This is a genomic window from Pseudomonas sp. SJZ131, from assembly GCF_007828705.1.
Taxonomy (GTDB): domain Bacteria; phylum Pseudomonadota; class Gammaproteobacteria; order Pseudomonadales; family Pseudomonadaceae; genus Aquipseudomonas; species Aquipseudomonas prosekii.
This window is the reverse complement of the sequence record NZ_VIVC01000003.1, coordinates 233046-256915: the sequence shown is the minus strand read 5'-3', so window position 1 is coordinate 256915 and position 23870 is coordinate 233046. Positions and strand designations below refer to the sequence as shown.

Genomic DNA, 23870 nt, shown 5'->3' with positions numbered 1-23870 from the left:
TTTCCGGTCAATTTTCGCAGTGCTGAACTGCACGAGTTTGTAAGTCGGAGGTTTTTTCGTATGACCAATTCTTTGCAACCTGCATATGCTCTGGTCCCGGGTGCGAACCTGGAGGCCTATGTGCACACCGTCAACAGCATTCCATTGCTGACGCCGGAGCAGGAGCGTGAACTGGCCGAGAGTCTCTATTATGAGCAGGATTTGGGGGCGGCTCGGCAGATGGTGCTCGCCCACCTGCGTTTTGTTGTACACATTGCCCGTAGCTATTCCGGCTACGGTCTGGCTCAGGCTGACCTGATCCAGGAAGGCAACGTCGGCCTGATGAAGGCGGTCAAGCGCTTCAACCCGGAAATGGGTGTGCGCCTGGTCTCGTTCGCGGTGCACTGGATCAAGGCTGAGATTCACGAGTTCATCCTGCGCAACTGGCGCATTGTGAAAGTCGCGACCACCAAGGCCCAGCGCAAGCTGTTCTTCAACCTGCGCAGCCAGAAGAAGCGTCTGGCGTGGTTGAACAATGAGGAAGTCCACCGTGTGGCGGAAAGCCTCGGCGTCGAGCCGCGTGAAGTGCGCGAGATGGAAAGTCGCCTGACCGGCCATGACATGGCGTTCGACCCGGCTGCGGAAGCGGACGACGACAGTGCTTTCCAATCGCCGGCCAACTATCTGGAAGACCACCGGTACGACCCGGCCCGTCAACTGGAAGATGCCGACTGGAGCGACAACTCCAATCACAACCTGCACGAAGCACTGGAAGTGCTGGACGACCGCAGCCGTGACATCCTTTACCAGCGCTGGCTGGCAGAAGAGAAAGCCACGCTGCACGACCTGGCGCAGAAGTACAACGTGTCGGCCGAGCGAATTCGTCAGCTAGAGAAAAGCGCGATGAACAAGCTCAAGTTGTCGATCGCCGCGTAACGCAGCGAGCAGGCAATAAAAAACGCCCCGATCAGCAATGATCGGGGCGTTTTTGTTGGTATGTCCTGCACGCAAATCCTTGTAAGAGTGAGCCTGCTCGCGATCACTGTCGATCAGTCGACATATATTGCGACTGACCTGACGCTATCGCGAGCAGGCTCACTCCTACAGGGGCGCTTCAGCGCTACTGAGCCCAAGGCGCCCGCCGTGAATCGTTGATCCCGACGAGGTAACTGTCGCCACCCAACTGGCTCATCTGCTGCCGAATCCACCCGGCACGCCGTGCGACGTAATTGGTCGGATGGCTCGCGCTCCATACGCGGGGATTCGGCAACACCGCCGCGAGCAAGCTCGACTGCTGGCGGCTCAGACCTTTGGCGCTTACGCCGAAGTGATGCCGCGCCGCCGCTTCAGCGCCGAACACGCCGTCATCCCACTCGACACTGTTCAGGTACACCTCAAGAATCCGCTGCTTGGGCCACAACACCTCGATCAGCCCGGTAAACCAGGCTTCCAGGCCTTTGCGCAGCCAACTGCGGCCGGACCACAAAAACAGATTCTTCGAGACTTGCTGGCTCAGCGTACTGGCGCCGCGAATCGAACCGCCAAGCTCGTTATGCGCCAAAGCTTTCTGAATCGCGCCGAAGTCGAAACCCCAGTGCTCGGGGAATTTCTGATCTTCCCCGGCAATCACCGCGACTTTCAGGTCGTCAGAGATTTCTTCCCAGGGTTTCCAGGTCCGTTGCAGGTCGATGGGTTCGCCATCGATCCAGGATTCGACCTTGCGCTCGACCATCAACGCCGTGCCCGGTGGCGGCACAACGCGAAAAATCAGCACCAGCAATACGCTGCCGCCCGCGAACCACAGCAGGGCCTTGATGAATCGTCGTAAAAATAAACGCAGCATAGAGATGGCTTGGCCGAACCCGTTGAGCGGGCCATTATACAGACCCTGTTGATCGAGTCTGACTGGAGTTCTACATGCTGCGTGGCTTTCTGATGCTGGCCGCTTTTTTCGGCTTCACTGGCGTTGCCCTTGGCGCGTTCGCCGCGCATGGCTTGAAAAACCGCCTGACCGCCGAATACCTGACGATTTTCCACACCGGCGTCACCTATCAACTGGTGCACACCCTGGCGCTGCTGGGCGTGGCGCTGCTGGCGACGCAGATTCCCGGCCGTCTGGTGACCTGGGCCGGCGTGTCGTTTGCGCTTGGCATTCTGCTGTTCTCCGGCAGTTTGTACCTGCTGACGATGACCGGCATCAGCAAACTCGGGATCATCACCCCGTTCGGCGGCCTGGCCTTTCTGGTCGGCTGGTTCTGTCTGGGCCTCGCCGCGTGGCGCTTGCCGCTGACCGCTTGACGCTTGGTGCTGACCTTTGGGTCATGATCGGGCTAGAATGCCAGCCCCAAAAAATGATGGCGGCTTGCAACATGCGCATTCAGTTGAACGGCGAATCCCTTGAACTGCCCGACGGTGAAACCGTTGCGGCCCTGCTGACCCGTCTGGACCTGACCGGTCGCCGGGTGGCGGTCGAACTCAATCTGGATATCGTCCCGCGCAGCCAGCACGCCGACACCGCATTGAACGACGGCGACACGGTCGAAGTGGTTCATGCGATTGGCGGCGGCTGACAGCCCGGCGCGCCACGGCCCAGAATTCTGCAAGAACCTCACCCCTACAGAGGATTTCCCATGAGCATCGTTCGTAACGACAAGCCCTTCGTCCTGGCCGGTCGTACTTACCAGTCGCGTTTGCTGGTAGGTACCGGCAAGTACCGCGACATGGAAGAAACCCGCCTGGCCATCGAAGCCTCGGGTGCCGAGATCGTCACTTTCGCCGTGCGCCGCACCAACCTTGGCCAGATCGAAGGCGAGCCGAACCTGCTCGAAGTGCTGTCGCCGGACCGCTACACCTTCCTGCCGAACACCGCCGGTTGCTACGACGCCATCGAAGCCGTGCGCACCTGTCGCCTGGCCCGTGAGCTGCTCGACGGCCATAACCTGGTGAAGCTGGAAGTGCTGGCGGACCAGAAAACCCTGTTCCCCAACGTGATCGAAACCCTCAAGGCTGCCGAAGTGCTGGTCAAGGAAGGCTTCGACGTGATGGTCTACACCAGCGATGACCCGATCATCGCCCGTCAACTGGCGGAAATCGGCTGCATCGCGGTCATGCCGCTGGCCGGTCTGATCGGCTCGGGGCTGGGCATCTGCAACCCGTACAACCTGCAGATCATCCTTGAAGAAGCGAAAATCCCGGTGTTGGTCGATGCCGGTGTCGGTACTGCTTCCGACGCCACCATCGCCATGGAACTGGGCTGCGACGCGGTGCTGATGAACTCGGCAATCGCCCACGCCCAGCAGCCGGTGCTGATGGCCGAAGCCATGAAACATGCAATCGTCGCGGGTCGCCTGGCCTACCTCGCCGGCCGCATGCCGAAAAAACTCTATGCCAGCGCCTCCTCGCCGCTGGATGGTCTGATCAAGTAAGAGCCATTGATGACTGAATCGAACGAAACGCCGAACACCGTGGAAGAAGGCGACGAGTCCAAGCACCGCCGCATCAAGAGTTTTGTGATGCGCGCCGGGCGCATGACCGAGGGCCAGCAAAAAGGCCTGGAGCAGGGCACGCCGCTGTTCGTCCTGCCGCTGGCCGATGCGCCGGTGGATTTTGATCAGGTGTTCGGCCGTTCGGCGCCGCGCTCGCTGGAAATCGGTTTTGGCATGGGCCATTCGCTGCTGGAAATGGCAGCGGCCTCGCCGGAGCAGGATTTCATCGGCGTGGAAGTGCACCGTCCGGGTGTCGGCGCGCTGCTCAATGGCGTGCTGACGCAAGGCCTGACCAACCTGCGGGTCTACGATTGTGATGCGATTGAAGTGCTGAACAATTGCGTGGCCGACAACAGCCTCGATCGCCTGATGCTGTTTTTCCCGGACCCGTGGCACAAGAGCCGTCACCACAAGCGCCGCATCGTTCAGGCATCGTTCGCTGAACTGGTGCGCAGCAAGTTGAAGGTTGGCGGCATTCTGCACATGGCCACCGACTGGGAACCGTATGCCGAATACATGCTGGAAGTGATGAATGTCGCGCCGGGTTACCGCAACCTCGCCGAAGACGGCAAGTGCGTACCACGCCCTGCCGAACGCCCGATCACCAAGTTCGAACGCCGCGGCGAACGACTTGGGCACGGCGTGTGGGACCTGAAGTTCGAAAAACAGTCCTGACCGCCCTGAAACCTGTAGGAGCGAGGCTTGCCCGCGAAGGCGCCGTATCAGTCACCATCATCACTGACTGACACGACGCCTTCGCGGGCAAGCCTCGCTCCTACAGGTTTTTTTGTGTCTGGGATTCAGCGGCGGTCGGCGACTACGCCGATCAGCACCAATACCACCAACAGCACCGGCGCCAGGCTGTAGTTGTTGAACTGGCTCAGGCCTTTGACGATCCACGGCGTCGCGTAGATCAGCGCGGCGCCGCTGCCGACCATGCACACCAGCGCCATCATCGGCACGCGCAGTGCGCCGGCAATGCTGCCCAGGCGTTGTTCGATCCAGCCTTTGATGTCTGCGCCAAACAGCACCAGCAAACAGCCCACCAGCGCCAGAGCGATTTCCGACAGGTTGCTGCGGCTCCAGCGAGATGCGGTGGCAAGCAGGTCGAGGATCAAATCCATTGGTTTTCCCTTAAGGCTGAAATCAGCTCAGAAATGTCTGCAGCAAGTCATTGAGAAACAGTTGTCCGCGCTCGGTGGCCGCCAGACGTGACGGTTCGACCTGCAACAAGCCGCTTTGTTCGGCTTCGCGGCGACCCTCGGCGAGGCTTTCCAGTGGCAGCCCGGTGCGCTCCGGGTACAGCCGCGATTCCACGCCAGCGGTCAGGCGCAAGGCGTTCATCAGGAAATCGAACGGCAACTCGTCATTGCTCAGGGCTTTTTCGCCAGCCTTGAAGCTCTTCGCCGGGTTGAGATAGTCCTTCGGCAGCCGCGTCTTCCAGGTGCGCACGATACGCCCGTCGGGGTGGCTGAGTTTGCCGTGGGCGCCAGCGCCGATGCCGATGAAGTCGCCGAAACTCCAGTAATTGAGGTTATGCCGCGCCGGTTTGCCGGGCTGCGCGTAGGCCGACACTTCGTATTGCGCGTAACCGTGCTCGGCCAACAGCGCCTGCCCGGCTTCCTGAATGTCCCACAGCGTGTCGTCCTCCGGCAGCACCGGCGGCTGATTCCAGAACACCGTGTTCGGCTCCAGCGTCAGTTGATACCAGGACAAATGCGTCGGCTTCAGGGCGATGGCCGTGCGCAGGTCGTTCAGTGCATCGTCCAGCGACTGATCGGGCAAACCGTGCATCAAGTCCAGATTGAAGTTATCAAACCCGGCTTGACGCGCCATGCCGGCAGCGCGCACCGCTTCGTCACCGTTGTGAATGCGCCCGAGCGCCTTGAGTTTTTCTTCCTGAAAACTCTGGATACCAATCGACAGGCGATTGATCCCCAACGCACGGTAAGCGACAAACTTGTCTTGCTCGAACGTCCCCGGATTGGCTTCCAGGGTGATTTCGATGTCGCTGGCAAAGGCAATCCGCTGTTCCACCCCTTTGAGCAAACGGCCCAGCGCTGCGGCGCTGAACAGGCTCGGCGTACCGCCACCGAAGAAGATCGAACTCAGCTCGCGGCCATAAACCGCGTGCAAGTCCTGATCGAGGTCGGCGAGCAGGGCGTCGACGTACTCTTCTTCCGGCAGCACCGGGCTGGCGGTGTGGGAGTTGAAGTCGCAATAAGGGCATTTGCGCACACACCACGGAATGTGGATGTACAGCGCCAAGGGCGGCAGCACGGGCAGCGCGGCCCGGGGCGATTGGGCGGCGCCGCCGAAGATCAGCGGCGACGCGGATGATTCATGGGTCATTTCAAGCCCAGACGCTGGCGCAGCAGATCCATTGCACGGGCGCGGTGGCTGATCAGGTTCTTTTCGCTGGGGCTCAGTTCAGCGCTGGAGCAATCGCGTTCCGGCACCCAGAACAACGGGTCGTAGCCAAAACCGTGCTCGCCGCTGGCCACCGGCAGAATGCGCCCGTGCCACAAGCCTTCGCAGAGGATCGGCAGCGGATCATCGGCATGTCGCACCAGCGCCAAGACACACACGAACTGCGCGCCGCGCTCGGCTTCCGGCACGTCTTTCAAGGCGTCGAGCAGCTTGGCGTTGTTCGCCGCATCGCCCTTGCCGTCGGCGTAACGCGCGGAATAAATCCCCGGCGCACCGCCGAGGAAATCCACCGCCAACCCCGAATCGTCGGCCAATGCCGGCAGACCGGAGATGCGCGCCGCGTTACGCGCCTTGAGGATCGCGTTCTCGACGAACGACAGGCCGGTTTCTTCCGGCTCGATGCTGCTGAACTCGCCGATCGAGCGCAATTGCACGGACGCGCCGAGCATGGCTTGCAGTTCTTTGAGTTTGCCGGCGTTATGGCTGGCCAATACGAGTTGCGTGAAGTTGATCATTCGCCGGGGAAGAGCTCTTGGTTGAAATTGATGGTTCTGGTTTCATCGCCGACCTTGACCGTGATGTCGAAAGTGCGGGTTTCCTGCTGGTCCACCGGGTATTGCGCGATGTAATAGACCGCGCCTTGCTCGGTGATCTGGCGGAACGTCAAGGGTACGCTTTTGCTGGTCAGGTCTTTGACTGTGCCGCTCACCTGGGCGATCAGCGGTTTGCGATCCTTGACCACCGAGACGTTGATCACGCCTTGGTTTTTGCTGCGGATCAGCTCGGCAGCCTTGGCGATATCCGGCGTCAAGAAAGTCGAGTTGAAGGTGTTGTAATGCACGACCGCGCCGCTACCCAGTTTTTCCTGGCGCTCGCCTTTGATCGCATCGGCAGCCATCGCCGTCACGCTGAGGCAGGCAGTAAGTACAAACAGTGCTAGACGACCCATGATCGTTCTCCTTGGAATTGCGTGGCTCAAATCGCGACTTTGTGGTCCAGAAGTCCTGGACTGCTGACGCGGTAGATGCCGATTTCACCTAACAGATTAGGCCAAAGCTTACTGGCCCACCCGTGGCGGTGCTGTTGATCCACGGCAAGCCGATCAATGACCTTGGCTTCACGTTCGCGGCACAACTCTTCAAAGTCGCCGAAGGTGCAGAAGTGAATGTTCGGCGTGTTGTACCAGGTGTACGGCAGAAACTCGGAAACCGGCATCCGACCCTTGCTCGCCAGGTACCAGCGGCAGCGCCAGTGACCGAAATTGGGGAAAGTGATGATGCACTGGCGGCCGACGCGCAGCATTTCGTCGAGGATCCGGTCCGGGTAATGCACGGCTTGCAGCGCCTGGGTCATGACCACGATGTCAAAACTGTTGCTGGCAAAGTTGCCGAGGCCTTTGTCCAGATCCTGCTCGATGACGTTGATGCCCTTGGCCACGCATTCGGCGATGTTATCGGCGTCGTTTTCCAGGCCATAACCGGTGACTTGCTTGTTGTCGCGCAGCCAGGTCAGCAGTTCGCCGTCGCCGCAACCGAGGTCGAGCACGCGGCTACCGGCGGGGATCCATTCCTGGATGATTTCCAGATCGGCTCTCATGGCTTACTCACAATTGGATTCTGTTCATGTAGTTGCTGAACGCCTGCAGGTAGCGCGGGATCGGAATCAGGAAGGCGTCGTGGCCTTGCGGAGCATCGATCTCGAGGTAGCAGACGTCTTTCTTGGCGGCCATCAGCGCGTCGACCAGTTCCCGCGAGCGGGCCGGGGAGAAGCGCCAGTCGGTGGTGAACGACATCACGCAGAACTTGGCCGTGGCATTGGCGAAGGTTTTCGCCAGGTCATCGTCGAAGTTGGCCGCCGGGTCGAAGTAGTCCAGGGCTTTGGTCATCAGCAGATACGTGTTGGCGTCGAAACGTCCGGAGAACTCTTCGCCCTGATAACGCAGGTAACTTTCGACTTGGAACTCGACGCTGTGGAAGTCGTAGTTGAGCTTTTCGCTCTTCAGGCCCCGGCCGAATTTCTCGCCCATGGAATCGTCGGACAGGTAGGTGATGTGCCCGACCATCCGCGCCAGCATCAAGCCACGCTTGGGGATCACGCCTGCTTCCTGGAACGAACCGCCGTGGAATTCGGGGTCGGTGAGGATCGCCTGGCGCGCCACTTCGTTGAACGCGATGTTCTGCGCCGACAGCTTCGGTGCCGAGGCGATGGCCAGGCAGTGGCGCACGCGCTCAGGGTAGGTGATGGTCCACTGCAACGCCTGCATGCCGCCGAGGCTGCCGCCGATCACCGCGGCCCATTGGCTGATGCCGAGCACATCGGACAGACGCGCCTGGCTGTGCACCCAGTCTTCGACGGTCAACACCGGGAAATCGGCACCGAACGGCTTGCCGGTGTCCGGGTTGAGGCTGCTCGGGCCGGTCGAACCGTTGCAGCCGCCGAGGTTGTTGAGGCTGACGACGAAGAATTTGCGGGTGTCGATCGGCTTGCCGGGGCCGATGCAGCTGTCCCACCAACCGGGTTTGCGGTCGTCGGGGCTGTGGAAACCAGCCGCGTGATGGTGGCCGGACAAGGCGTGGCAGATCAGCACGGCGTTGCTCGCCGTGGCGTTCAGCGTGCCGTAGGTTTCGTAAATGAGGTCATAAGCTGGGAGCGAACGGCCGCAGGCCAGGGCCAGGGGTTCACTGAAGTGCGCCACTTGCGGCGTCACCAGACCAACAGAATCGGCGGGAAAGGCAGTTGGCATCGACCCTGCTCTCGTTGAAATGAGGCGTAAGTCTAAAGACCGGTGTGGCTAGCGGCAAGCAATGGGCGGGGTGTTTGGGAAATAGGTGATCGGCTTTGGATCGACCCCTCACCCTAACCCTCTCCCCAAAGGGGCGAGGGGACTGACCGAGTTGTTTTTCGAATTACATCGACCTGAAATACCGAGCCGAACTCAGGTTCTGAAAAGCCCCTAATCAGCTCCCTTTCCCCTCTCCACAAAGGGGCGGGGGACTGGCCTAGTTGTTTTTCGAATGACATCGACCTGAAATACCGAGCCGAACTCAGGTCCAGAAAAACCCCCGATCAGCTCCCTTTACCCTCTCCCCAAAGGGGCGGGGGGACTGACCGAGTTGTTTTTCGTATGACATCGACCTGAAATACCGAGCCGAACTCAGGTTCTGAAAAGCCCCCGATCAGCTCCCTTTCCCCTCTCCCCCATGGGGAGAGGGTTGGGGTGAGGGGTGGCTCTTGGAAAGTGCCACCTGTTCAGAGCGAGTAGCCGATCAGATCAACCCAAGCAACCCGGTCGGCATCAGCGCGTAGTAGGCCAGTCGCGGGATCAGCCAGCTCTGCAGCAGTTGAATCACGATAAACGCAAAGATCGGCGAGATATCCAGGCCACCGAGGTTCGGAATGATCCGGCGGAACGGTGCCAGCACCGGCTCAGTGATCTGCGCCACCAGCTCGGCGCCCGGATTGTGGCTGCCCGGTGCGACCCACGAGAGAATCACGCTGATGATCATCGCGTAGAAAATGATGTTCAAGAACAGCGAGAACAGCGCAATCAGCGCCCACGGCAGCAGGAACAGCCAGTTCACCATGAAGCCTTTGAGCAACAGGATCACCGCGATCAGCAGCATTTGCAGGATCAGCGCCAGCACCAGCGACGACATGTCCAGACCGAACATGCTCGGGATCACCCGGCGCAGCGGCTTGAGCAGCGGTTGCGTGGCTTTGACGATGAACTGGCAGAGCGGGTTGTAGAAGTTCGCGCGAACCAGTTGCAGGATGAAACGCAAGAGCACGATCAGCAGGTACAGGCTGCCCAAGGTCTTGATGATGAAAATGGCAGCGTCATTGAGTCCGAGCATCATTGATTCCTTTGTAAGAGCTGATTAACGCCCAAGTTGCTCGGCCATCTCGGCTGAACGATGTGCGGCGGCGCCGAGTGCTTTTTCGACCAGGGCTTCGAAGCCATTGGCCTGGAACGACTTGATCGCGGCTTCCGTGGTGCCCGCAGGCGAAGTCACACGGCGACGCAATTCTGCGGCGTCGACGTCACTGGCGACCGCCATGTGCGCGGCGCCCAAGGCGGTTTGCACGGTCAACTGCGCGGCGATGTCTGCCGGCAAACCGAGTTTGACCCCAGCCGCCGTCATCGCTTCGATCAACAAGAAGAAGTACGCCGGGCCGCTGCCGGAAACAGCGGTGACCGCGTCCAGTTGCTGCTCTTCGTCCAGCCACAATGCCAAACCGACGGCGGACAACAGCTCCTGCGCCTGTTGGCGTTGCTCGGCGTCGACTTCGGCAGTCGCGTACAAACCGCTCACGCCCTGACGCAACAGCGCCGGAGTGTTGGGCATGCAGCGCACAATCGGTTGCGCGCCGAGCCAGTTGTTCATGCTCGCGCAGGTAATGCCGGCGGCAATCGACACCACCAGTTGATGCGGTTTGAGGCTTGGGCGGATCGCTTCGCACACGGCTTTCATCGCTTGCGGCTTGACCGCCAGGACCACGACGTCGGCGCCTTCAATCGCTTCGGCGTTGTCGGCGAACACTTCGATGCCGTGTTCTGCGCTCACGCGAGCGCGGGTGTCGGCGCCGGGATCGCTGGCGCGGATGTGCGCCGCGTCCAGACCCATGGCGCGCATGCCGCCGATAAGGCTGGCGGCCATGTTGCCGGCACCGATAAAGGCAATACGGGTTTTGCTCATGTCAGGTCCTTATAAAGAGAAGCGTCAGCCATGTTCATGGTCGAGCGTAGTCGCGGGCGCCGAACAGGGCCGTACCGATACGCACGCAAGTCGCGCCTTGGGCGATGGCCGATTCGAGATCGTGGCTCATGCCCATGGACAGTGTGTCGAGTGGCTGGCTCAGCGTGGATTGCAGGTTGGTTTGCAGACTGTCGCGCAAGTCGCGCACGGCAGCAAAAGCGGCGTCCTGGGCGGCGCGATCGTCAGTCGGCTCGGGAATTGCCATCAACCCGCGCAATTGCAGGCGCGGCAGTTCGCTGATGGCTTTGGCCAGGGCTGGCAGATCGGCGGGGGCACAGCCGGATTTGCTCGCTTCGCCGCTGACGTTCACCTGAATGCAGATATTCAGCGCCGGCAGATCGGCAGGACGTTGTTCGGACAGGCGTTGCGCGATTTTCAATCGATCCACTGAATGCACCCAAGCGAAGTGCTCGGCGATAGCGCGAGTCTTGTTCGATTGAATGGGGCCGATGAAGTGCCAGATCAAGGGCAGGTCGGCCAATTCGAGCTGTTTGCTCAAGGCTTCCTGCAGATAGTTCTCGCCGAAGTCGCGCAGCCCGGCGGCATACGCCTCGCGCAGCGCCTCGGCGGGTTTGGTCTTGCTCACGGCCAGCAACTGGACGCTGTGCTCGTCGCGCTTGGCGGCAAGGGCGGCGGCGTGGATGCGCGAACTAACCTGAAGGATGTTGTCTGCTATCGTGGACATTCAAGAGGCGCCAGCGGGTCTGAGGTTCGCGGCATTCTACTGGAATTGAGGAGCGCTATGGATATCACTGAGCTGCTGGCATTCAGCGCCAAACAAGGCGCGTCCGACCTGCACCTGTCTGCCGGCCTGCCACCGATGATCCGCGTCGATGGCGATGTGCGGCGCATCAACCTGCCGGCCCTGGACCACAAACAGGTGCACGAGCTGATCTACGACATCATGAACGACACCCAGCGGGTCGACTTCGAGAAACACCTGGAAACCGATTTTTCCTTTGAAGTGCCCGGCGTGGCGCGCTTCCGCGTCAACGCCTTCCACCAGAATCGCGGCGCCGGCGCGGTGTTCCGGACCATTCCGTCGAAGGTCCTGAGCATGGACGATCTGGGCATGGGCGATGTGTTTCGCAAGATTACCGAAGCGCCGCGTGGGCTGGTGTTGGTGACGGGGCCGACCGGCTCCGGCAAATCCACCACGCTGGCGGCGATGATCGATTACCTGAACAACCATCGCCATCACCACATTCTCACCATCGAAGACCCGATCGAGTTCGTCCACGAATCGCGCAAATGCCTGATCAATCAGCGCGAAGTCCACCGCGATACCCGCAGCTTCGCCACCGCGTTGCGCTCGGCGCTCCGTGAAGACCCGGACGTGATTCTGGTCGGCGAGATGCGCGATCTGGAAACCATTCGCCTGGCGCTGACTGCGGCGGAGACCGGGCATCTGGTGTTCGGCACCTTGCACACGACGTCGGCGGCCAAGACTATCGACCGTGTGGTCGATGTGTTTCCGGGGGATGAGAAATCGATGGTGCGTTCGATGTTGTCCGAATCGCTGCTGGCGGTGGTCTCGCAAACGCTGGTGAAGAAGGTCGGCGGCGGGCGCATTGCGGCGCACGAGATCATGCTCGGCACCTCGGCGATTCGTAATCTGATCCGCGAAGACAAGGTCGCGCAGATGTACTCGTCGATTCAGACCGGGGGCAATCTGGGGATGCAGACGCTGGACATGTGCCTGAAGGAATTGGTCGGCAAAGGCTTGATCAGCCGCGATCACGCGCGCGAGAAGGCGCGGTCACCGGATAATTTTTGATGGTTCAGAAACGCCTTCGCGGGCAAGCCTCGCTCCTGCAGGATTGATATGCGCCGCGAAACTGGCGCATGACCTGCAGGAGCGAGGCTTGCCCGCGAAGGGGACCTCAAGAACGACGCAAGTGTCGGATCAGCGCTGTACAACGCGCAGTTGATTCGGCTCTTTGGGCAGAACCCGCTTGGCAACCACGTAGTTCTTGGCCCAATACGGTTTCTTCAGCGTATCGATGCTTACCGATTTGCCACGACGCGGTGCGTGGATAAAACGGTCGTTGCCCAGATAAATCGCAACGTGATTGACCCGACGGCTCTTGAGGTTGAAGAAAATCAGGTCGCCGGGCTTCAAATCCTTGCGATCGACTTTCTCGCCATGGCCGCTGGCCATTGCATTCGAGGTGCGCGGCAGGTCGAATGTCGCGTCGTTGAACGCGTATTTCACCAGACCGCTGCAATCGAAGCCTTTACTTGGGCTGCTGCCGCCCCAACGGTACGGAGTACCGAGGACGTTGACCGCACGGCTCAACACATTGCTGCTCTGCTTGGTGGCCATTGGCGGCACCAGCTTGCTGTTGGCGTTTGCCAACGTCGCAGTCTGTTTAACGTTTTTCTTGTTTTTGCTCGAAGGAGCAGAAACATGCGATTTGGGGGTGTAACCATTAACGTTTGGAAGACGTTGCTCACGATTGGTGGCGTGGGCGGCCAGTGGCAATAATAGGCAAATGGTTAGCCATGTCTTGAAAAATGGACGCATTAGGCAAGGCTCATATGGGTTAGCGCGCAACTTTATAACAGCTTTTTTAAGCGTTTCGGGGCCGTTGGTCGATTCAACCCGGCGGTCAACGGAACCAAATGCGCGGTTAATGGACGCAATTGTCTGACAGAACTCAAGAACTACAAGGCTTTGACGGCAGCGAAGGTAGCATTTGCCATACGTCGGACGCCTGTAAAAAAGTCACAAAGAATTCAACAATATTTATCTATCGCGTGAATCGAGGTCCTCCATGAACAGCTATCGACCGCCTGCAATCTCGCAAGGCACCCACAGCAAACTGATTGGTTATTTGCTGTGGATCCTGGGATTTACCGGCGCTCACCGCTTTTATTTCGGCAAGCCGGTCACCGGGACGATCTGGTTTTTCACCTTTGGTTTGCTGGGCATTGGCTGGCTGATCGACCTGTTCCTGATCCCGGCGATGGACCGTGAGGCGGATCTGCGTTTCACGCCGGGGCCAATCGAATACACCGTGGCGTGGATTCTGCTGACGTTTCTCGGGGTGTTTGGCGTACACCGGATGTATCAGGGGAAATGGATCAGCGGACTGCTGTATCTGGTGACGGGCGGGTTGTTCTTTCTGGGGGTTTTGTATGACTTCTGGACGCTGAACTCCCAAGTGTCTGAGGTGAACAACATCAGTAGCCGGGCGGGCTCGCGCTGAGCAGAGCAGGGGGGCTTTCAAGTCAGTCATCGCGAGCAAGCTCGCTCCCACATTGGAATGCATTCCCCTGTGGGACGAGCTTGATCGCGATGAAAGCGACGCGGTCTTACGCCTGGTGGCTGATCCGCCCATCCACCAGCGTATAACGCACCACGCCCGGCAGGCTGTGGCCGATGAACGGGCAGTTTTCACCTTTGGACAACCAGCGTTCGCCGGCCACGGTCGAAGTCGCCGGGTCGAACAGCACGATGTCCGCCGCGCCACCCACTGCCAATTTGCCCGCCGGCAGGCGCAATGCTTCGGCCGGCCCGGTGCTCAGGCGCGACAGCAGCGTCGGCAGATCGAGCAAACCGTCTTCCACCAACGTCATCGCCAAGGGCAGCAACAGCTCAACGCTGCTGATTCCCGGCTCGGTGGCGCCGAACGGCGCCAGTTTGGCATCGCGCTCGTGCGGCTGGTGATGGCTGGATATCGCTGAAACCACCCCGGACTTCACCGCCGCACGCAAACCGTCGCGGTCGGCGCGGGTGCGCAGCGGCGGCTGGACGTGATAGAGGCTGCTGAAGTCGATCAGCGCTTCGTCAGTCAGGATCAACTGATACAACGCCACATCGGCAGTCACCGGCAGTCCGCGCGCCTGCGCCTGGGCGATCAACGCCACGCCGCGTGCACTGGTGAGCTGGCTGAAGTGCGCGCGCACGCCGCTTTGCTCGACCAGCAACAGATCGCGCGCCAGGGCCACGGTTTCGGCGGTTTCCGGAATGCCCGGCAAGCCCAGGAAACTCGCGGTCGGGCCTTCGTGGGCCAAACCACCTTCGGCGAGGTCATGGTCCTGCGAGTTGAAAATCACCGTCAGGTCAAACGTCGCCGCGTATTCCAGCGCCCGGCACAGGGTGCGGGTGTTGCGAAAACTTTCCAGGCCATTGCCGAACGCCACGCAACCGGCGTCGCGCAGCGCAACCAACTCTGCCAGTTGCTCGCCGTCGAGGCCTTTGCTCAGGGCGCCGATCGGGAACACTTTGGTGTTGCCGGCCTCGCGGGCGCGGTCGAGGATCAATTCGGCGACGGCCGAAGTGTCGAGCACCGGTTTGGTTTTTGGCGGGCAGCACAGGCTGGTCACACCACCGGCCGCGGCCGCGCGGGTTTCGCTGGCAATCGAACCTTTGCGGCTGTAACCCGGTTCACGCAGGGCGACGTTGAGGTCAACCAGCCCTGGCGCGGCCACCAGGCCGCTGGCATCAATGGTTTCCAAAGCGGTGAAACCGGCCGGTGCCGCGCCAAGGGCGACGATCTTGCAGGCTTCAATATGAATGTCGGTAACTTGATCCAGGCCACTGCTTGGATCGATGACGCGGGCGCCGAGAATGCTGAGCTTCACTGGGCGTTCTCCTGCTCGAATTGACGTTGCGCAGTCTGCCCACTCATGGCCATGGACAACACCGCCATGCGAATCGCGATGCCGTAGGTGACCTGATTGAGAATCACCGAATGCGGACCGTCGGCCACTGCCGACTCAATCTCCACACCACGGTTGATCGGCCCCGGGTGCATGACGATGCAATCCGGTTTGGCCCCGGCGAGGCGCGCGGTGGTCAAGCCGAACAAGCGGTAGAACTCGCCTTCGCTCGGCAGCAGGCCGCCGGTCATGCGTTCGCGTTGCAGGCGCAACATGATCACCACGTCGACGTCTTTCAGGCCTTCGGTCATGTCGGTGTAAACCTTCACGCCGTACTGCTCGATGCCGATCGGCAGCAGGGTTTTCGGCGCGATCACGCGGATGTCCGGGCAACCGAGGGTTTTCAGCGCGAGCATGTTCGAGCGCGCCACCCGCGAGTGCAGGATGTCGCCGACGATCGCCACCGAGAGATTCTCGAAACCGCCCTTGTGCCGACGAATCGTCAGCATGTCGAGCATGCCTTGGGTCGGGTGCGCGTGACGGCCGTCGCCACCGTTGATGATCGCCACTTGCGGGCACACGTGCTCGGCGATGAAGTGCGCGGCGCCGGAATCGCCGTGGCGCACCACGAACATGTCGGCGGCCATGGCTTCGAGGTTACGCAAGGTGTCGAGCAGGGTTTCGCCCTTGCTCGCCGACGATGTCGACACGTTCAACGTAATCACATCCGCCGACAGCCGCTGGGCCGCCAGTTCGAAGGTGGTGCGGGTGCGCGTGGAGTTCTCGAAGAACACGTTGCACACGGTTTTGCCGCGCAGCAACGGGACTTTTTTCACGGCCCGGGCGCCGACTTCGAGAAACGAGTCAGCGGTGTCGAGGATTTCCGTCAGCAACTCGCGGCGCAAGCCGTCGAGCGAGAGGAAGTGGCGCAGCTGGCCCTGATCATTGAGCTGCAGCGGGCGCTTGGTATCTAGAGGCGTCATCGCGAGGGGGACTCTCAATAGGGCGGATTAAAGGGCGAGGTCTTGCAGTTCGAGCTTGAGTTCCGGGCCCGACAGCTTCACCCGTTCGTGGGCGGCCAGGGCCAGCGTCGCGCCAACCACGTTCGGGCGGATCGGCAGCTCGCCGGCGTCGAGGTCCAGCAGACACACCAGCGTCACGCTGGCCGGGCGGCCGTAGTCGAACAATTCGTTCATCGCTGCGCGGATGGTCCGGCCGCTCATCAGCACGTCGTCGATCAGCACCAGATGCTGGCCTTCGATCTCGAATGGCAGCGCCGAAGGGCGCACTTGCGGGTGCAGGCCATTCTGGCTGAAATCGTCGCGGTAGAAGGAAACGTCCAGCGTGCCGAGCGGCGAATCGCTGCCCAGTGCTTCGAGCAACGCCTGGGCGACCCAGATGCCACCGCTGCGAATGCCGATGAAACGCGGTTCGCTGATGCCTCGTTTGGCCAGATAGGTGTCCAGCTCGGTGGCCATCTGGCGGATCAGTTCGGCGGGATTGGGCAGGCTCATGGTTGCTCCTTCTTGGGCCCGAGCCGGTTGTTGCCGCAGGTGGCTCGGGGTGTCGCTATAGAGAGTCGCTTGTTGCAGCTCTTCAGGATTCAAACAGCGCGGTGTTTTCGTCGAGCCAGCCTTGCAGCAGCAGGGCGGCCGCGATGGCGTCGACCGGGTTGTCGCGGTAACTGCCTTTCTGGCCGCCGCGATCACGCCGTTCACCCTTGGCTTCGAAGGTGGTCAGGCGTTCATCGTGGGTATAGAAGGGCAGGTTGTAGCGGCCATTGAGGCGACGGGCGAATTTCTCGGCGCGCAGGCACATGTCGCTCGGCGTGCCGTCCATGTTCAGCGGCAGGCCGACCACCACGGCGTCGGGTTTCCATTCCTTGATCAGCGCTTCGACCTGATTCCAGTCGGGAATGCCGTTTTGCGCCTTCAACGTACAGAGCTCGCGGGCCTGGCCGGTAATCACCTGGCCGACCGCTACGCCGATCTGTTTGGTGCCGTAATCAAAACCCAGAATCAGTCGCAGGGCCATCAGGCGTGGCCCGCCTGGCTGGTCAGCAGGCTGAGGTTGATCCCCAAGTGCCGGGCCGCCGCTTCGAGGCGCAATTCGCTGCTGGTGTTGAACAGGATGTCGGCTTCGTACGGGCAGGTCAGCCAGGCGTTGTCGGCCATTTCGGCTTCCAGTTGCCCGGCTTCCCAACCGGCGTAGCCGAGGGCGATCACGCTTTTCGCCGGGCCGACGCCGTCAGCGATGGCGAACAAGACGTCCTGGGAGGTCGACAACGACAGCTCGCCTTGCAGCTCGACGGTGGCCTGGAAGGTTTTGCCGGACGGGTGCAGGACGAAGCCGCGATCGGTTTGCACCGGGCCGCCCATGAAGATCGGCACATGCTGACAGAGCACGGGCGGCTCGATGTCGGGGCGCAGTTGCTCGAGGATGTCGGCCAGGTTCAGGTCTTGCGGACGGTTGACCACCAGCCCCATGGCCCCATTGGCCGTGTGCTCGACGATGTAGGTCAAGGTGTGCGCAAAGTTCGGGTCGGCCATGTGTGGCATGGCGATCAGGAAGTGATGCTTGAGGTAGCTGGGGCTGACGTTTTTCATGAGCGCTAGTGTGGCGTTGGAGGGGCGAACTGACAAGCTGGGGATGCACAGGAAATGCTGGCGCGAGTGTCTTTTTGATTCGGGTTTGCTTGAGGGCCTCTTCGCGGGCAAGCCTCGCTCCTACAGGGACGGTGATTACTTGTAGGAGCGAGGCTTGCCCGCGAAGGCGTCGGCTCGATCACCACAAATCCATCGATCAGTTGCTGGAGAGCTTGTCACCGCGTGCAAACTTCCAGGTGCGGATGATTTCCAGTCGGTCGATGTCCGACAAATCCCCGGTGAACGGCGCGAACGGGGCGGCCAGTCGCACGATCCGCTGCGCAGCCTGATCGAGCAACGGTTGCCCGGACGACTCCAGCACCAGCACTTCGTACAGCGAGCCGTCGCGGTTGATCGAGACCATCAGGCGCAAATTGCCGTAGATCTGCTTGCGCCGTGCTTCTTCGGGGTAATTCAGGTTGCCGATGCGCTCGACCTTCTTGCGCCACTCGTCCTTGTACCAGGCACCCTTGTCGCGCATGGTCGACGCCGCGCTCAGACGGTGAATGCGCGGGCGCTTGGCGTACAACTGCTGTTCCTTGGCCAGTTCCGCTTCAAGGCTGGCGATGTCGCTGGACAGCTGCGAGCTGTCGAACGTCGGCGCGGCCACGGCAGGTTTGGTTTTGGGTTTCGGCTCTTCGGTTTTGGTCGGGGCTTTTTTCGGTTTCGGCGCAACGGTGGTCACGGCAGCCTTGGGCGCCGCTTCCTGCACTTCGGGCTTGGCGGCGGGCGGTGGCGTGACTTTCTGCACCTTGTTGTCCTGGAACGGCGCGACCTCGGTGGTCTTGGGAATCGCCTTTTTATCCAGCGTGCCGCTGCCCTGCTGATTGTCCTGCGCGAGGAAATCAGCCTTTTTCGGCTTGGTTTCGCTTTTGAACGTGGCGAGGGTGATTTCCAGGGTTTTGCTGATTTGCTTGGGTTCGACCATCGTGAAGCCGACGCCCAACAGCAAAGCCAGGTGAATCAGCGCCGCCAGAAACAGGGTAAAACCGAGGCGATCGGCCGGGCGCACGCCACGGTGGGCGAGTTCAGCAGGCAGATCGGACGGGAGCGTCATAACAGAAAAACCAACATCGCGTTTTTACGGGCTCGGCATGATAACGCAATGTTGGTTTTTAGCTTCACGCAACAAGCTTCAAGCGACAGGCTGTATGCACGCGCTTCAAACTTCTGGCTTGAGGCTGACAGCTTGCAGCTTCTTCTCGATCGCATCCATCAGCAGGCCGCCGATGTCGGTGCCGAAAGCGTTATCGATCTCGCGGATGCAGGTCGGGCTGGTGACGTTGATTTCAGTCAGGCTCTCGCCGATCACGTCCAGGCCAACAAACAACAAGCCTTTTTCACGCAGCGTCGGGCCGACTTGAGCGGCGATCCAGCGATCCTTGTCGCTCAATGGCCGCGCTTCGCCACGACCACCGGCCGCCAGGTTGCCACGGGTTTCGCCGGCAGCGGGGATGCGCGCCAGGCAGTAATCCACCGGTTCGCCGTCAATCATCAGGATGCGTTTGTCGCCGTCCTTGATCGCCGGCAGGTAAGCCTGGCCCATGATCTGCTGGGTGCCCAGCGCGGTCAGGGTTTCGAGAATCACCGAGAGGTTCGGGTCGCCGGCGCGATGGCGGAAGATCGACGTGCCGCCCATGCCGTCCAGCGGCTTGAGGATCACGTCGCCGTGCTTGGCGGCAAATTCACGCAACACGTCGGCGCGGCGGCTGACCACGGTCGGTGGCGTGCACTGCGGGAACAGCGTGGCGAAGAGCTTTTCATTGCAGTCGCGCAGGCTCTGCGGCTTGTTGACGATCAGCACGCCAGCGCGCTCGGCTTGTTCCAAAAGATAAGTGGAGTAGACGAATTCCATGTCGAACGGCGGATCCTTGCGCATCAGGATCACGTCCAGATCGCTCAGCAGCGCGTCGGTCTCGGCTTCGAGTTCGAACCACTTCTCAGGGTTGGCGAAGACTTTCAGCGGACGCATCCGCGCCCGTGCTTCACCTTCGCCCTGGTACAAGTCGCGCTGTTCCATATAGAACAGTTCCCAGCCGCGCTTCTGCGCAGCCAGCAGCATGGCCAGCGAGCTATCCTTTTTATAGGAAATGCTGGCGATTGGGTCCATGACAATCCCGACGCGAACGCTCATGGGTTTTTCCTCGAATTGGGGTGGTCCGGGTGGACGCGAAAAAGTGGCGTCAGAGTGGCGCTGAGTGTGTTCCCGGTCAAGGAAAAACCACCGCGAAGGCCGGCCGATAGATTGGTGTTGGAGACTGTGCTAAAAAGGCTGCCAAGTGCTGTTGGCCCTTGAGCATCAAGGGTTTCGAGCCATCAAACGGACAATTTGTTTCGCAGAGGCGACGGTAGAGCATTTATGGAACAGCATTCCAGCGCCCTGAAGGTGATGGTCATCGATGATTCGAAGACGATTCGCCGCACCGCCGAAACGCTGCTGAAAAACGTCGGTTGTGAAGTCATCACCGCCATCGACGGTTTCGATGCGCTGGCCAAGATTGCCGATAATCATCCGGGCATTATCTTTGTCGACATCATGATGCCGCGTCTGGATGGTTATCAGACCTGCGCTTTAATCAAGAACAACAGTGCGTTCAAGTCCACGCCAGTGATTATGCTGTCGTCCAAGGATGGGCTGTTCGACAAGGCCAAGGGGCGCATCGTCGGCTCCGATCAATTTTTGACCAAGCCTTTCAGCAAGGAAGAACTGCTCAACGCGATACAGGCCCACGTTCCGGGCTTCGCCGCCGTTTTGCCGCAGTAGGACACGCACAGAGACGCTCGGCCAACGGGCCCGGCGTCGACAAGAAGAATGGGGAAAACCATGGCACGAATTCTGATCGTCGATGATTCGCCGACCGAAATGTACAAACTCACTGGCATGCTCGAAAAGCATGGCCATGAAGTGTTGAAAGCCGAAAACGGTGCCGACGGCGTGGCGCTGGCCCGTCAGGAAAAACCCGACGCCGTGCTGATGGACATCGTCATGCCCGGCCTCAACGGTTTTCAGGCCACCCGGCAACTGACCAAAGACCCGGAAACCGGGCACATCCCGGTGATCATCATCACCACCAAGGATCAGGACACCGACAAGGTCTGGGGCACCCGCCAGGGCGCCAAGGACTACCTGACCAAACCGGTCGACGAAGACACCCTGATCAAAACCCTGAACAACGTGCTGGCCGGTTGATCGCCCGCTCATGAGCGAATCGCTGACGGCTTTCGAACTGCTGCTGCAGATCGACCAGCGTTGCCGGGAGCTGGCGGCGGATTTGCCGTCGCAGCCGATCCGCCAGGACCGTTGGAGCGGCATCGGTTTTCGCCTCGGCGAGCACTGGTACGTGGCGCCGATGGGTGAGGTCAGCGAAGTCCTGCATGAACCGCGCTTCACCCAATTGCCGGGGGTAAAACCCTGGGTCAAGGGTGTCGCCAACCTGCGCGGGCGGTTGCTGCCGATCATGGATCTGGCCGGGTTTTTTGCGGATCAGGAGCCGGGCCACGAGCCTTCGGCGCTGCGCAAACAGCGGCGGGTGCTGGTGGTGGAATATAAAGAAGTGTTTGCCGGGTTGATGGTCGATGAAGTCTACGGTTTGCAGCATTTCGCCCAGGACAGCCTGCAAGTACTGCCGGCCAATGCACTGAGCGCAACGATGGCCGGGTTCGTCAGTGGCCACTTTCAACGTGAGCAGAGCTGGCAAGTGTTCAGCCCGTTTGCGCTGGCGCAGTCCCAGGATTTCATGCATGTCGCGGTTTGATCCTCTGTAGGAGCGAGGCTTGCCCGCGAAGGCGGTTATTCATTCAACATTAATGTCGACTGACACGATGCCTTCGCGGGCAAGCCTCGCTCCTACAAGGACGGGTTGAATTGGGCACTACGGGCGAGGACCGATGACAAAAGCAAAAACAGGCAAGCCAGAAGGGTCGCGCAGTCGTTCGCAGATCATCGTGCTGTTCATCGCGCTGATCATCTTCATCATGCTGCTGTTCGCCAACTTCGCTTACCTCAACACCCAGGCCACCTACGACAAACAGTACATCGGCCACGCCGGTGAGCTGCGCGTGTTGTCGCAACGCATCGCCAAGAACGCCACCGAAGCCGCCGCCGGCAAGGCGCCCGCGTTCAAATTGCTCAGCGATGCGCGCAACGACTTCGCCCAGCGCTGGGGTTACCTGAAGAAGGGCGACCCGAATACCGGCCTGCCGCCCGCGCCGTCCATCGTGCGCCCGCAAATGCGCGCGGTGCAGCTGGACTGGGAGCACTTGCTGAAAAACACCGACGCGATTCTCTCCAGCGAACAAACCGTATTGTCGCTGCACCAGGTCGCCGCGACCCTGGCCGAAACCGTGCCGCAGTTGCAGGTCGAGTACGAAAAAGTCGTCGAAATCCTCCTGCAACGCGGCGCCCCGGCTGCACAAGTGGCCATGGCCCAACGTCAGTCGCTGCTGGCCGAACGCATCCTCGGCGCGGTCAACACGGTATTGTCCGGTGACGAAAATTCGCAGCAAGCCGCCGACGCTTTTGGCCGCGATGCCGCGCGTTTCGGCCAGGTGCTCAACGGCATGTTGCAGGGCGACCCGGCGCTGCGCGTCAGCCAGGTGGAAGACAAGGACGCCCGCGCGCGCCTGACGGAAATCTCCGAGCTGTTCGAATTCGTCTCCGGCTCGGTGGATGAAATCCTCGAAACCTCGCCCGAACTGTTCAAGGTTCGCGAAGCCGCCACCAGTATTTTCACCCTCTCGCAAACCCTGCTCGACGAAGCCTCGCACCTCGCCAGCGGTTTCGAAAACCTTGCCGGCGGGCGCGACACCGACACCATCGGCGGTTATGTATTGGGCCTGTTGGCGCTGATGTCGATCATCCTCATCGGCTTGGTGATGGTTCGGGAAACCAACCGCCAGTTGCAGGAAACCGCCGAGAAAAACGAGCGCAACCAGAACGCGATCATGCGTTTGCTCGACGAGATCGAAGACCTCGCCGACGGCGACCTGACCGTTACCGCCTCGGTCACCGAAGACTTCACCGGGACCATCGCCGACTCGATCAACTATTCCGTCGACCAACTGCGCGATCTGGTGGCGACCATCAACCTCACCGCCGGGCAAGTCGCTGCTGCGGTGCAGGAAACACAGGCCACCGCGATGCATCTGGCGCAGGCTTCCGAGCATCAGGCGCAACAGATCAGCGAAGCCTCCACAGCGATCAACGACATGGCGCAATCGATCGATCAGGTCTCGGCCAACGCCGCCGAATCCTCTGCGGTGGCCGAGCGGTCGGTGGAAATCGCCAACAAGGGCAACGAGGTGGTGCACAACACCATCCACGGCATGGACAACATTCGCGAACAGATTCAGGACACCGCCAAACGCATCAAGCGGTTGGGCGAGTCGTCGCAGGAAATCGGCGACATCGTCAGCCTGATCGACGACATTGCCGACCAGACCAACATCCTTGCGCTCAACGCGGCGATCCAGGCCTCGATGGCCGGTGATGCCGGGCGCGGGTTTGCCGTGGTCGCCGATGAAGTGCAGCGCCTGGCCGAGCGCTCGTCGGCGGCGACCCGACAAATTGAAACGCTGGTGCGGGCGATCCAGACTGACACCAATGAAGCGGTGATTTCGATGGAGCAGACCACCACCGAAGTGGTGCGTGGCGCGCGGCTGGCGCAGGATGCCGGGGTGGCGCTGGAAGAGATCGAAGGGGTTTCGAAAACCCTCGCGGCGCTGATCCAGAGCATTTCCAACGCGGCGCAGCAACAGACGTCGTCGGCCGGGCAGATTTCCCTGACCATGAACGTGATCCAGCAGATCACCTCGCAGACCTCGTCGGGCTCCACGGCGACCGCCGAGAGCATCGGCAACCTGGCGAAAATGGCCAGTCAATTGCGCCGGTCGGTGTCGGGTTTCACCTTGCCGGCCGAGCCCAGACCGGCCACGGACAACGCTTGAAACGCCTGCGGGCGTAAGCA

29 protein-coding genes are annotated in these 23870 nt (G+C 60.7%); 11 read left to right on the top strand and 18 right to left on the bottom strand.

Annotation, left to right across the window (positions count from 1 at the left end):
• The first annotated feature begins 60 nt into the window (after positions 1-60).
• Positions 61-915, top strand: coding sequence for an RNA polymerase sigma factor RpoH (gene rpoH, locus FBY12_RS15345; protein WP_007897890.1), 855 nt, complete (start codon positions 61-63; stop codon positions 913-915).
• A gap of 184 nt (positions 916-1099) precedes the next feature.
• Here the strand turns inward: rpoH and mtgA are convergent, their stop codons facing one another.
• Positions 1100-1822 (bottom strand): monofunctional biosynthetic peptidoglycan transglycosylase, encoded by a 723-nt coding sequence (gene mtgA / locus FBY12_RS15340; protein ID WP_145253667.1) that lies wholly within the window; start codon positions 1820-1822, stop codon positions 1100-1102.
• Positions 1823-1896: 74 nt separating this feature from the next.
• Here mtgA and FBY12_RS15335 point away from each other — a divergent pair, with 74 nt between their 5' ends.
• From FBY12_RS15335 to trmB, 4 genes are all read left to right on the top strand, one after another.
• Positions 1897-2277, top strand: coding sequence for a DUF423 domain-containing protein (locus FBY12_RS15335; RefSeq protein WP_092276757.1), 381 nt, complete (start codon positions 1897-1899; stop codon positions 2275-2277).
• A gap of 71 nt (positions 2278-2348) precedes the next feature.
• Positions 2349-2549, top strand: a complete 201-nt coding sequence (thiS, locus tag FBY12_RS15330) for a sulfur carrier protein ThiS (RefSeq protein ID WP_167370430.1) — start codon at positions 2349-2351, stop codon at positions 2547-2549.
• Between the two features lie 60 nt (positions 2550-2609).
• On the top strand, positions 2610-3404 hold the full coding sequence (locus FBY12_RS15325; RefSeq protein WP_145253663.1) for a thiazole synthase: 795 nt from the start codon (positions 2610-2612) through the stop codon (positions 3402-3404).
• A 9-nt stretch (positions 3405-3413) separates the two neighbouring features.
• Positions 3414-4139, top strand: coding sequence for a tRNA (guanosine(46)-N7)-methyltransferase TrmB (trmB, locus tag FBY12_RS15320; protein WP_121733190.1), 726 nt, complete (start codon positions 3414-3416; stop codon positions 4137-4139).
• A gap of 125 nt (positions 4140-4264) precedes the next feature.
• Here trmB and FBY12_RS15315 read toward each other — a convergent pair whose 3' ends face one another.
• The 9 genes from FBY12_RS15315 to FBY12_RS15275 all read right to left on the bottom strand — a co-directional run bounded on the left by FBY12_RS15315 (position 4265) and on the right by FBY12_RS15275 (position 11336).
• Entirely contained in the window at positions 4265-4588 is a 324-nt protein-coding gene (locus tag FBY12_RS15315; protein WP_121733189.1) for a DUF3392 domain-containing protein, read from the bottom strand.
• A 22-nt stretch (positions 4589-4610) separates the two neighbouring features.
• Positions 4611-5816 carry a radical SAM family heme chaperone HemW gene (gene hemW, locus FBY12_RS15310; RefSeq protein ID WP_145253660.1) on the bottom strand — a complete coding sequence of 402 codons (1206 nt, stop codon included), beginning with the start codon at positions 5814-5816 and terminating at the stop codon, positions 4611-4613.
• Positions 5813-6409, bottom strand: a complete 597-nt coding sequence (gene rdgB / locus FBY12_RS15305; RefSeq protein ID WP_145253657.1) for an RdgB/HAM1 family non-canonical purine NTP pyrophosphatase — start codon at positions 6407-6409, stop codon at positions 5813-5815. Before rdgB ends, hemW begins: the two co-directional genes overlap by 4 nt.
• The gene (locus tag FBY12_RS15300) at positions 6406-6843 is read right to left on the bottom strand and encodes a DUF4426 domain-containing protein (RefSeq protein WP_092276778.1); all 438 of its coding nucleotides are present in this window, start codon (positions 6841-6843) and stop codon (positions 6406-6408) included. The genes rdgB and FBY12_RS15300 overlap by 4 nt, the downstream gene beginning before the upstream one ends.
• A gap of 26 nt (positions 6844-6869) precedes the next feature.
• Entirely contained in the window at positions 6870-7490 is a 621-nt protein-coding gene (metW, locus tag FBY12_RS15295) for a methionine biosynthesis protein MetW (protein WP_121733186.1), read from the bottom strand.
• Positions 7491-7497: 7 nt separating this feature from the next.
• Positions 7498-8637, bottom strand: a complete 1140-nt coding sequence (locus tag FBY12_RS15290; protein WP_145253653.1) for a homoserine O-acetyltransferase — start codon at positions 8635-8637, stop codon at positions 7498-7500.
• 523 nt (positions 8638-9160) lie between these two features.
• Positions 9161-9748 (bottom strand): YggT family protein, encoded by a 588-nt coding sequence (locus tag FBY12_RS15285; protein WP_092276787.1) that lies wholly within the window; start codon positions 9746-9748, stop codon positions 9161-9163.
• A 24-nt stretch (positions 9749-9772) separates the two neighbouring features.
• Positions 9773-10591 carry a pyrroline-5-carboxylate reductase gene (proC, locus tag FBY12_RS15280; protein WP_145253650.1) on the bottom strand — a complete coding sequence of 273 codons (819 nt, stop codon included), beginning with the start codon at positions 10589-10591 and terminating at the stop codon, positions 9773-9775.
• A 34-nt stretch (positions 10592-10625) separates the two neighbouring features.
• Positions 10626-11336, bottom strand: a complete 711-nt coding sequence (locus tag FBY12_RS15275; protein ID WP_145253647.1) for a YggS family pyridoxal phosphate-dependent enzyme — start codon at positions 11334-11336, stop codon at positions 10626-10628.
• Between the two features lie 57 nt (positions 11337-11393).
• On the opposite strand from FBY12_RS15275, the gene FBY12_RS15270 reads away from it, so the two are divergent.
• Entirely contained in the window at positions 11394-12428 is a 1035-nt protein-coding gene (locus tag FBY12_RS15270; RefSeq protein WP_092276796.1) for a type IV pilus twitching motility protein PilT, read from the top strand.
• Between the two features lie 129 nt (positions 12429-12557).
• Here FBY12_RS15270 and FBY12_RS15265 read toward each other — a convergent pair whose 3' ends face one another.
• Positions 12558-13178 carry a C40 family peptidase gene (locus FBY12_RS15265; protein ID WP_145253644.1) on the bottom strand — a complete coding sequence of 207 codons (621 nt, stop codon included), beginning with the start codon at positions 13176-13178 and terminating at the stop codon, positions 12558-12560.
• 250 nt (positions 13179-13428) lie between these two features.
• Here FBY12_RS15265 and FBY12_RS15260 point away from each other — a divergent pair, with 250 nt between their 5' ends.
• On the top strand, positions 13429-13863 hold the full coding sequence (locus FBY12_RS15260) for a TM2 domain-containing protein (protein ID WP_145253641.1): 435 nt from the start codon (positions 13429-13431) through the stop codon (positions 13861-13863).
• A 106-nt stretch (positions 13864-13969) separates the two neighbouring features.
• Here FBY12_RS15260 and FBY12_RS15255 read toward each other — a convergent pair whose 3' ends face one another.
• The 7 genes from FBY12_RS15255 to gshB all read right to left on the bottom strand — a co-directional run bounded on the left by FBY12_RS15255 (position 13970) and on the right by gshB (position 20038).
• Positions 13970-15241, bottom strand: a complete 1272-nt coding sequence (locus tag FBY12_RS15255) for a dihydroorotase (protein ID WP_145253638.1) — start codon at positions 15239-15241, stop codon at positions 13970-13972.
• The gene (locus tag FBY12_RS15250; RefSeq protein ID WP_007913665.1) at positions 15238-16242 is read right to left on the bottom strand and encodes an aspartate carbamoyltransferase catalytic subunit; all 1005 of its coding nucleotides are present in this window, start codon (positions 16240-16242) and stop codon (positions 15238-15240) included. The genes FBY12_RS15255 and FBY12_RS15250 overlap by 4 nt, the downstream gene beginning before the upstream one ends.
• Positions 16243-16269: 27 nt before the next feature.
• Positions 16270-16773: a bifunctional pyr operon transcriptional regulator/uracil phosphoribosyltransferase PyrR gene (pyrR, locus tag FBY12_RS15245; RefSeq protein ID WP_121733179.1), complete on the bottom strand. Its 504-nt coding sequence runs from the start codon at positions 16771-16773 to the stop codon at positions 16270-16272.
• A gap of 82 nt (positions 16774-16855) precedes the next feature.
• The gene (ruvX, locus tag FBY12_RS15240) at positions 16856-17293 is read right to left on the bottom strand and encodes a Holliday junction resolvase RuvX (RefSeq protein WP_005792259.1); all 438 of its coding nucleotides are present in this window, start codon (positions 17291-17293) and stop codon (positions 16856-16858) included.
• Entirely contained in the window at positions 17293-17865 is a 573-nt protein-coding gene (locus FBY12_RS15235; RefSeq protein WP_092276814.1) for a YqgE/AlgH family protein, read from the bottom strand. Before FBY12_RS15235 ends, ruvX begins: the two co-directional genes overlap by 1 nt.
• A gap of 196 nt (positions 17866-18061) precedes the next feature.
• Positions 18062-18961, bottom strand: coding sequence for an energy transducer TonB (locus FBY12_RS15230; protein WP_121733178.1), 900 nt, complete (start codon positions 18959-18961; stop codon positions 18062-18064).
• A gap of 105 nt (positions 18962-19066) precedes the next feature.
• Positions 19067-20038: a glutathione synthase gene (gene gshB, locus FBY12_RS15225; protein WP_109502854.1), complete on the bottom strand. Its 972-nt coding sequence runs from the start codon at positions 20036-20038 to the stop codon at positions 19067-19069.
• Between the two features lie 225 nt (positions 20039-20263).
• Between gshB and pilG the strand changes: the two genes are divergently transcribed.
• The 4 genes from pilG to FBY12_RS15205 all read left to right on the top strand — a co-directional run bounded on the left by pilG (position 20264) and on the right by FBY12_RS15205 (position 23850).
• Complete coding sequence (gene pilG, locus FBY12_RS15220) at positions 20264-20668, top strand: twitching motility response regulator PilG (protein WP_008152601.1); 405 nt, start codon at positions 20264-20266, stop codon at positions 20666-20668.
• A gap of 60 nt (positions 20669-20728) precedes the next feature.
• The gene (pilH, locus tag FBY12_RS15215; RefSeq protein WP_101209186.1) at positions 20729-21094 is read left to right on the top strand and encodes a twitching motility response regulator PilH; all 366 of its coding nucleotides are present in this window, start codon (positions 20729-20731) and stop codon (positions 21092-21094) included.
• A gap of 10 nt (positions 21095-21104) precedes the next feature.
• A complete protein-coding gene (locus FBY12_RS15210; protein WP_145253634.1) occupies positions 21105-21659 on the top strand; it encodes a chemotaxis protein CheW in 555 nt (184 codons plus the stop codon).
• A gap of 133 nt (positions 21660-21792) precedes the next feature.
• Positions 21793-23850, top strand: coding sequence for a methyl-accepting chemotaxis protein (locus FBY12_RS15205; protein ID WP_145253631.1), 2058 nt, complete (start codon positions 21793-21795; stop codon positions 23848-23850).
• Positions 23851-23870: the final 20 nt, after the last annotated feature.

Bases quoted from the DNA above. Each gene is read 5' to 3' on its own strand.
- rpoH (WP_007897890.1), top strand. From the start codon at position 61: ATGACCAATTCTTTGCAACCTGCATATGCTCTGGTCCCGGGTGCGAAC.
- mtgA (WP_145253667.1), bottom strand. From the start codon at position 1,822: ATGCTGCGTTTATTTTTACGACGATTCATCAAGGCCCTGCTGTGGTTC.
- FBY12_RS15335 (WP_092276757.1), top strand. From the start codon at position 1,897: ATGCTGCGTGGCTTTCTGATGCTGGCCGCTTTTTTCGGCTTCACTGGC.
- thiS (WP_167370430.1), top strand. From the start codon at position 2,349: ATGCGCATTCAGTTGAACGGCGAATCCCTTGAACTGCCCGACGGTGAA.
- FBY12_RS15325 (WP_145253663.1), top strand. From the start codon at position 2,610: ATGAGCATCGTTCGTAACGACAAGCCCTTCGTCCTGGCCGGTCGTACT.
- trmB (WP_121733190.1), top strand. From the start codon at position 3,414: ATGACTGAATCGAACGAAACGCCGAACACCGTGGAAGAAGGCGACGAG.
- FBY12_RS15315 (WP_121733189.1), bottom strand. From the start codon at position 4,588: ATGGATTTGATCCTCGACCTGCTTGCCACCGCATCTCGCTGGAGCCGC.
- hemW (WP_145253660.1), bottom strand. From the start codon at position 5,816: ATGACCCATGAATCATCCGCGTCGCCGCTGATCTTCGGCGGCGCCGCC.
- rdgB (WP_145253657.1), bottom strand. From the start codon at position 6,409: ATGATCAACTTCACGCAACTCGTATTGGCCAGCCATAACGCCGGCAAA.
- FBY12_RS15300 (WP_092276778.1), bottom strand. From the start codon at position 6,843: ATGGGTCGTCTAGCACTGTTTGTACTTACTGCCTGCCTCAGCGTGACG.
- metW (WP_121733186.1), bottom strand. From the start codon at position 7,490: ATGAGAGCCGATCTGGAAATCATCCAGGAATGGATCCCCGCCGGTAGC.
- FBY12_RS15290 (WP_145253653.1), bottom strand. From the start codon at position 8,637: ATGCCAACTGCCTTTCCCGCCGATTCTGTTGGTCTGGTGACGCCGCAA.
- FBY12_RS15285 (WP_092276787.1), bottom strand. From the start codon at position 9,748: ATGCTCGGACTCAATGACGCTGCCATTTTCATCATCAAGACCTTGGGC.
- proC (WP_145253650.1), bottom strand. From the start codon at position 10,591: ATGAGCAAAACCCGTATTGCCTTTATCGGTGCCGGCAACATGGCCGCC.
- FBY12_RS15275 (WP_145253647.1), bottom strand. From the start codon at position 11,336: ATGTCCACGATAGCAGACAACATCCTTCAGGTTAGTTCGCGCATCCAC.
- FBY12_RS15270 (WP_092276796.1), top strand. From the start codon at position 11,394: ATGGATATCACTGAGCTGCTGGCATTCAGCGCCAAACAAGGCGCGTCC.
- FBY12_RS15265 (WP_145253644.1), bottom strand. From the start codon at position 13,178: ATGCGTCCATTTTTCAAGACATGGCTAACCATTTGCCTATTATTGCCA.
- FBY12_RS15260 (WP_145253641.1), top strand. From the start codon at position 13,429: ATGAACAGCTATCGACCGCCTGCAATCTCGCAAGGCACCCACAGCAAA.
- FBY12_RS15250 (WP_007913665.1), bottom strand. From the start codon at position 16,242: ATGACGCCTCTAGATACCAAGCGCCCGCTGCAGCTCAATGATCAGGGC.
- pyrR (WP_121733179.1), bottom strand. From the start codon at position 16,773: ATGAGCCTGCCCAATCCCGCCGAACTGATCCGCCAGATGGCCACCGAG.
- ruvX (WP_005792259.1), bottom strand. From the start codon at position 17,293: ATGGCCCTGCGACTGATTCTGGGTTTTGATTACGGCACCAAACAGATC.
- FBY12_RS15235 (WP_092276814.1), bottom strand. From the start codon at position 17,865: ATGAAAAACGTCAGCCCCAGCTACCTCAAGCATCACTTCCTGATCGCC.
- FBY12_RS15230 (WP_121733178.1), bottom strand. From the start codon at position 18,961: ATGACGCTCCCGTCCGATCTGCCTGCTGAACTCGCCCACCGTGGCGTG.
- gshB (WP_109502854.1), bottom strand. From the start codon at position 20,038: ATGAGCGTTCGCGTCGGGATTGTCATGGACCCAATCGCCAGCATTTCC.
- pilG (WP_008152601.1), top strand. From the start codon at position 20,264: ATGGAACAGCATTCCAGCGCCCTGAAGGTGATGGTCATCGATGATTCG.
- pilH (WP_101209186.1), top strand. From the start codon at position 20,729: ATGGCACGAATTCTGATCGTCGATGATTCGCCGACCGAAATGTACAAA.
- FBY12_RS15210 (WP_145253634.1), top strand. From the start codon at position 21,105: ATGAGCGAATCGCTGACGGCTTTCGAACTGCTGCTGCAGATCGACCAG.
- FBY12_RS15205 (WP_145253631.1), top strand. From the start codon at position 21,793: ATGACAAAAGCAAAAACAGGCAAGCCAGAAGGGTCGCGCAGTCGTTCG.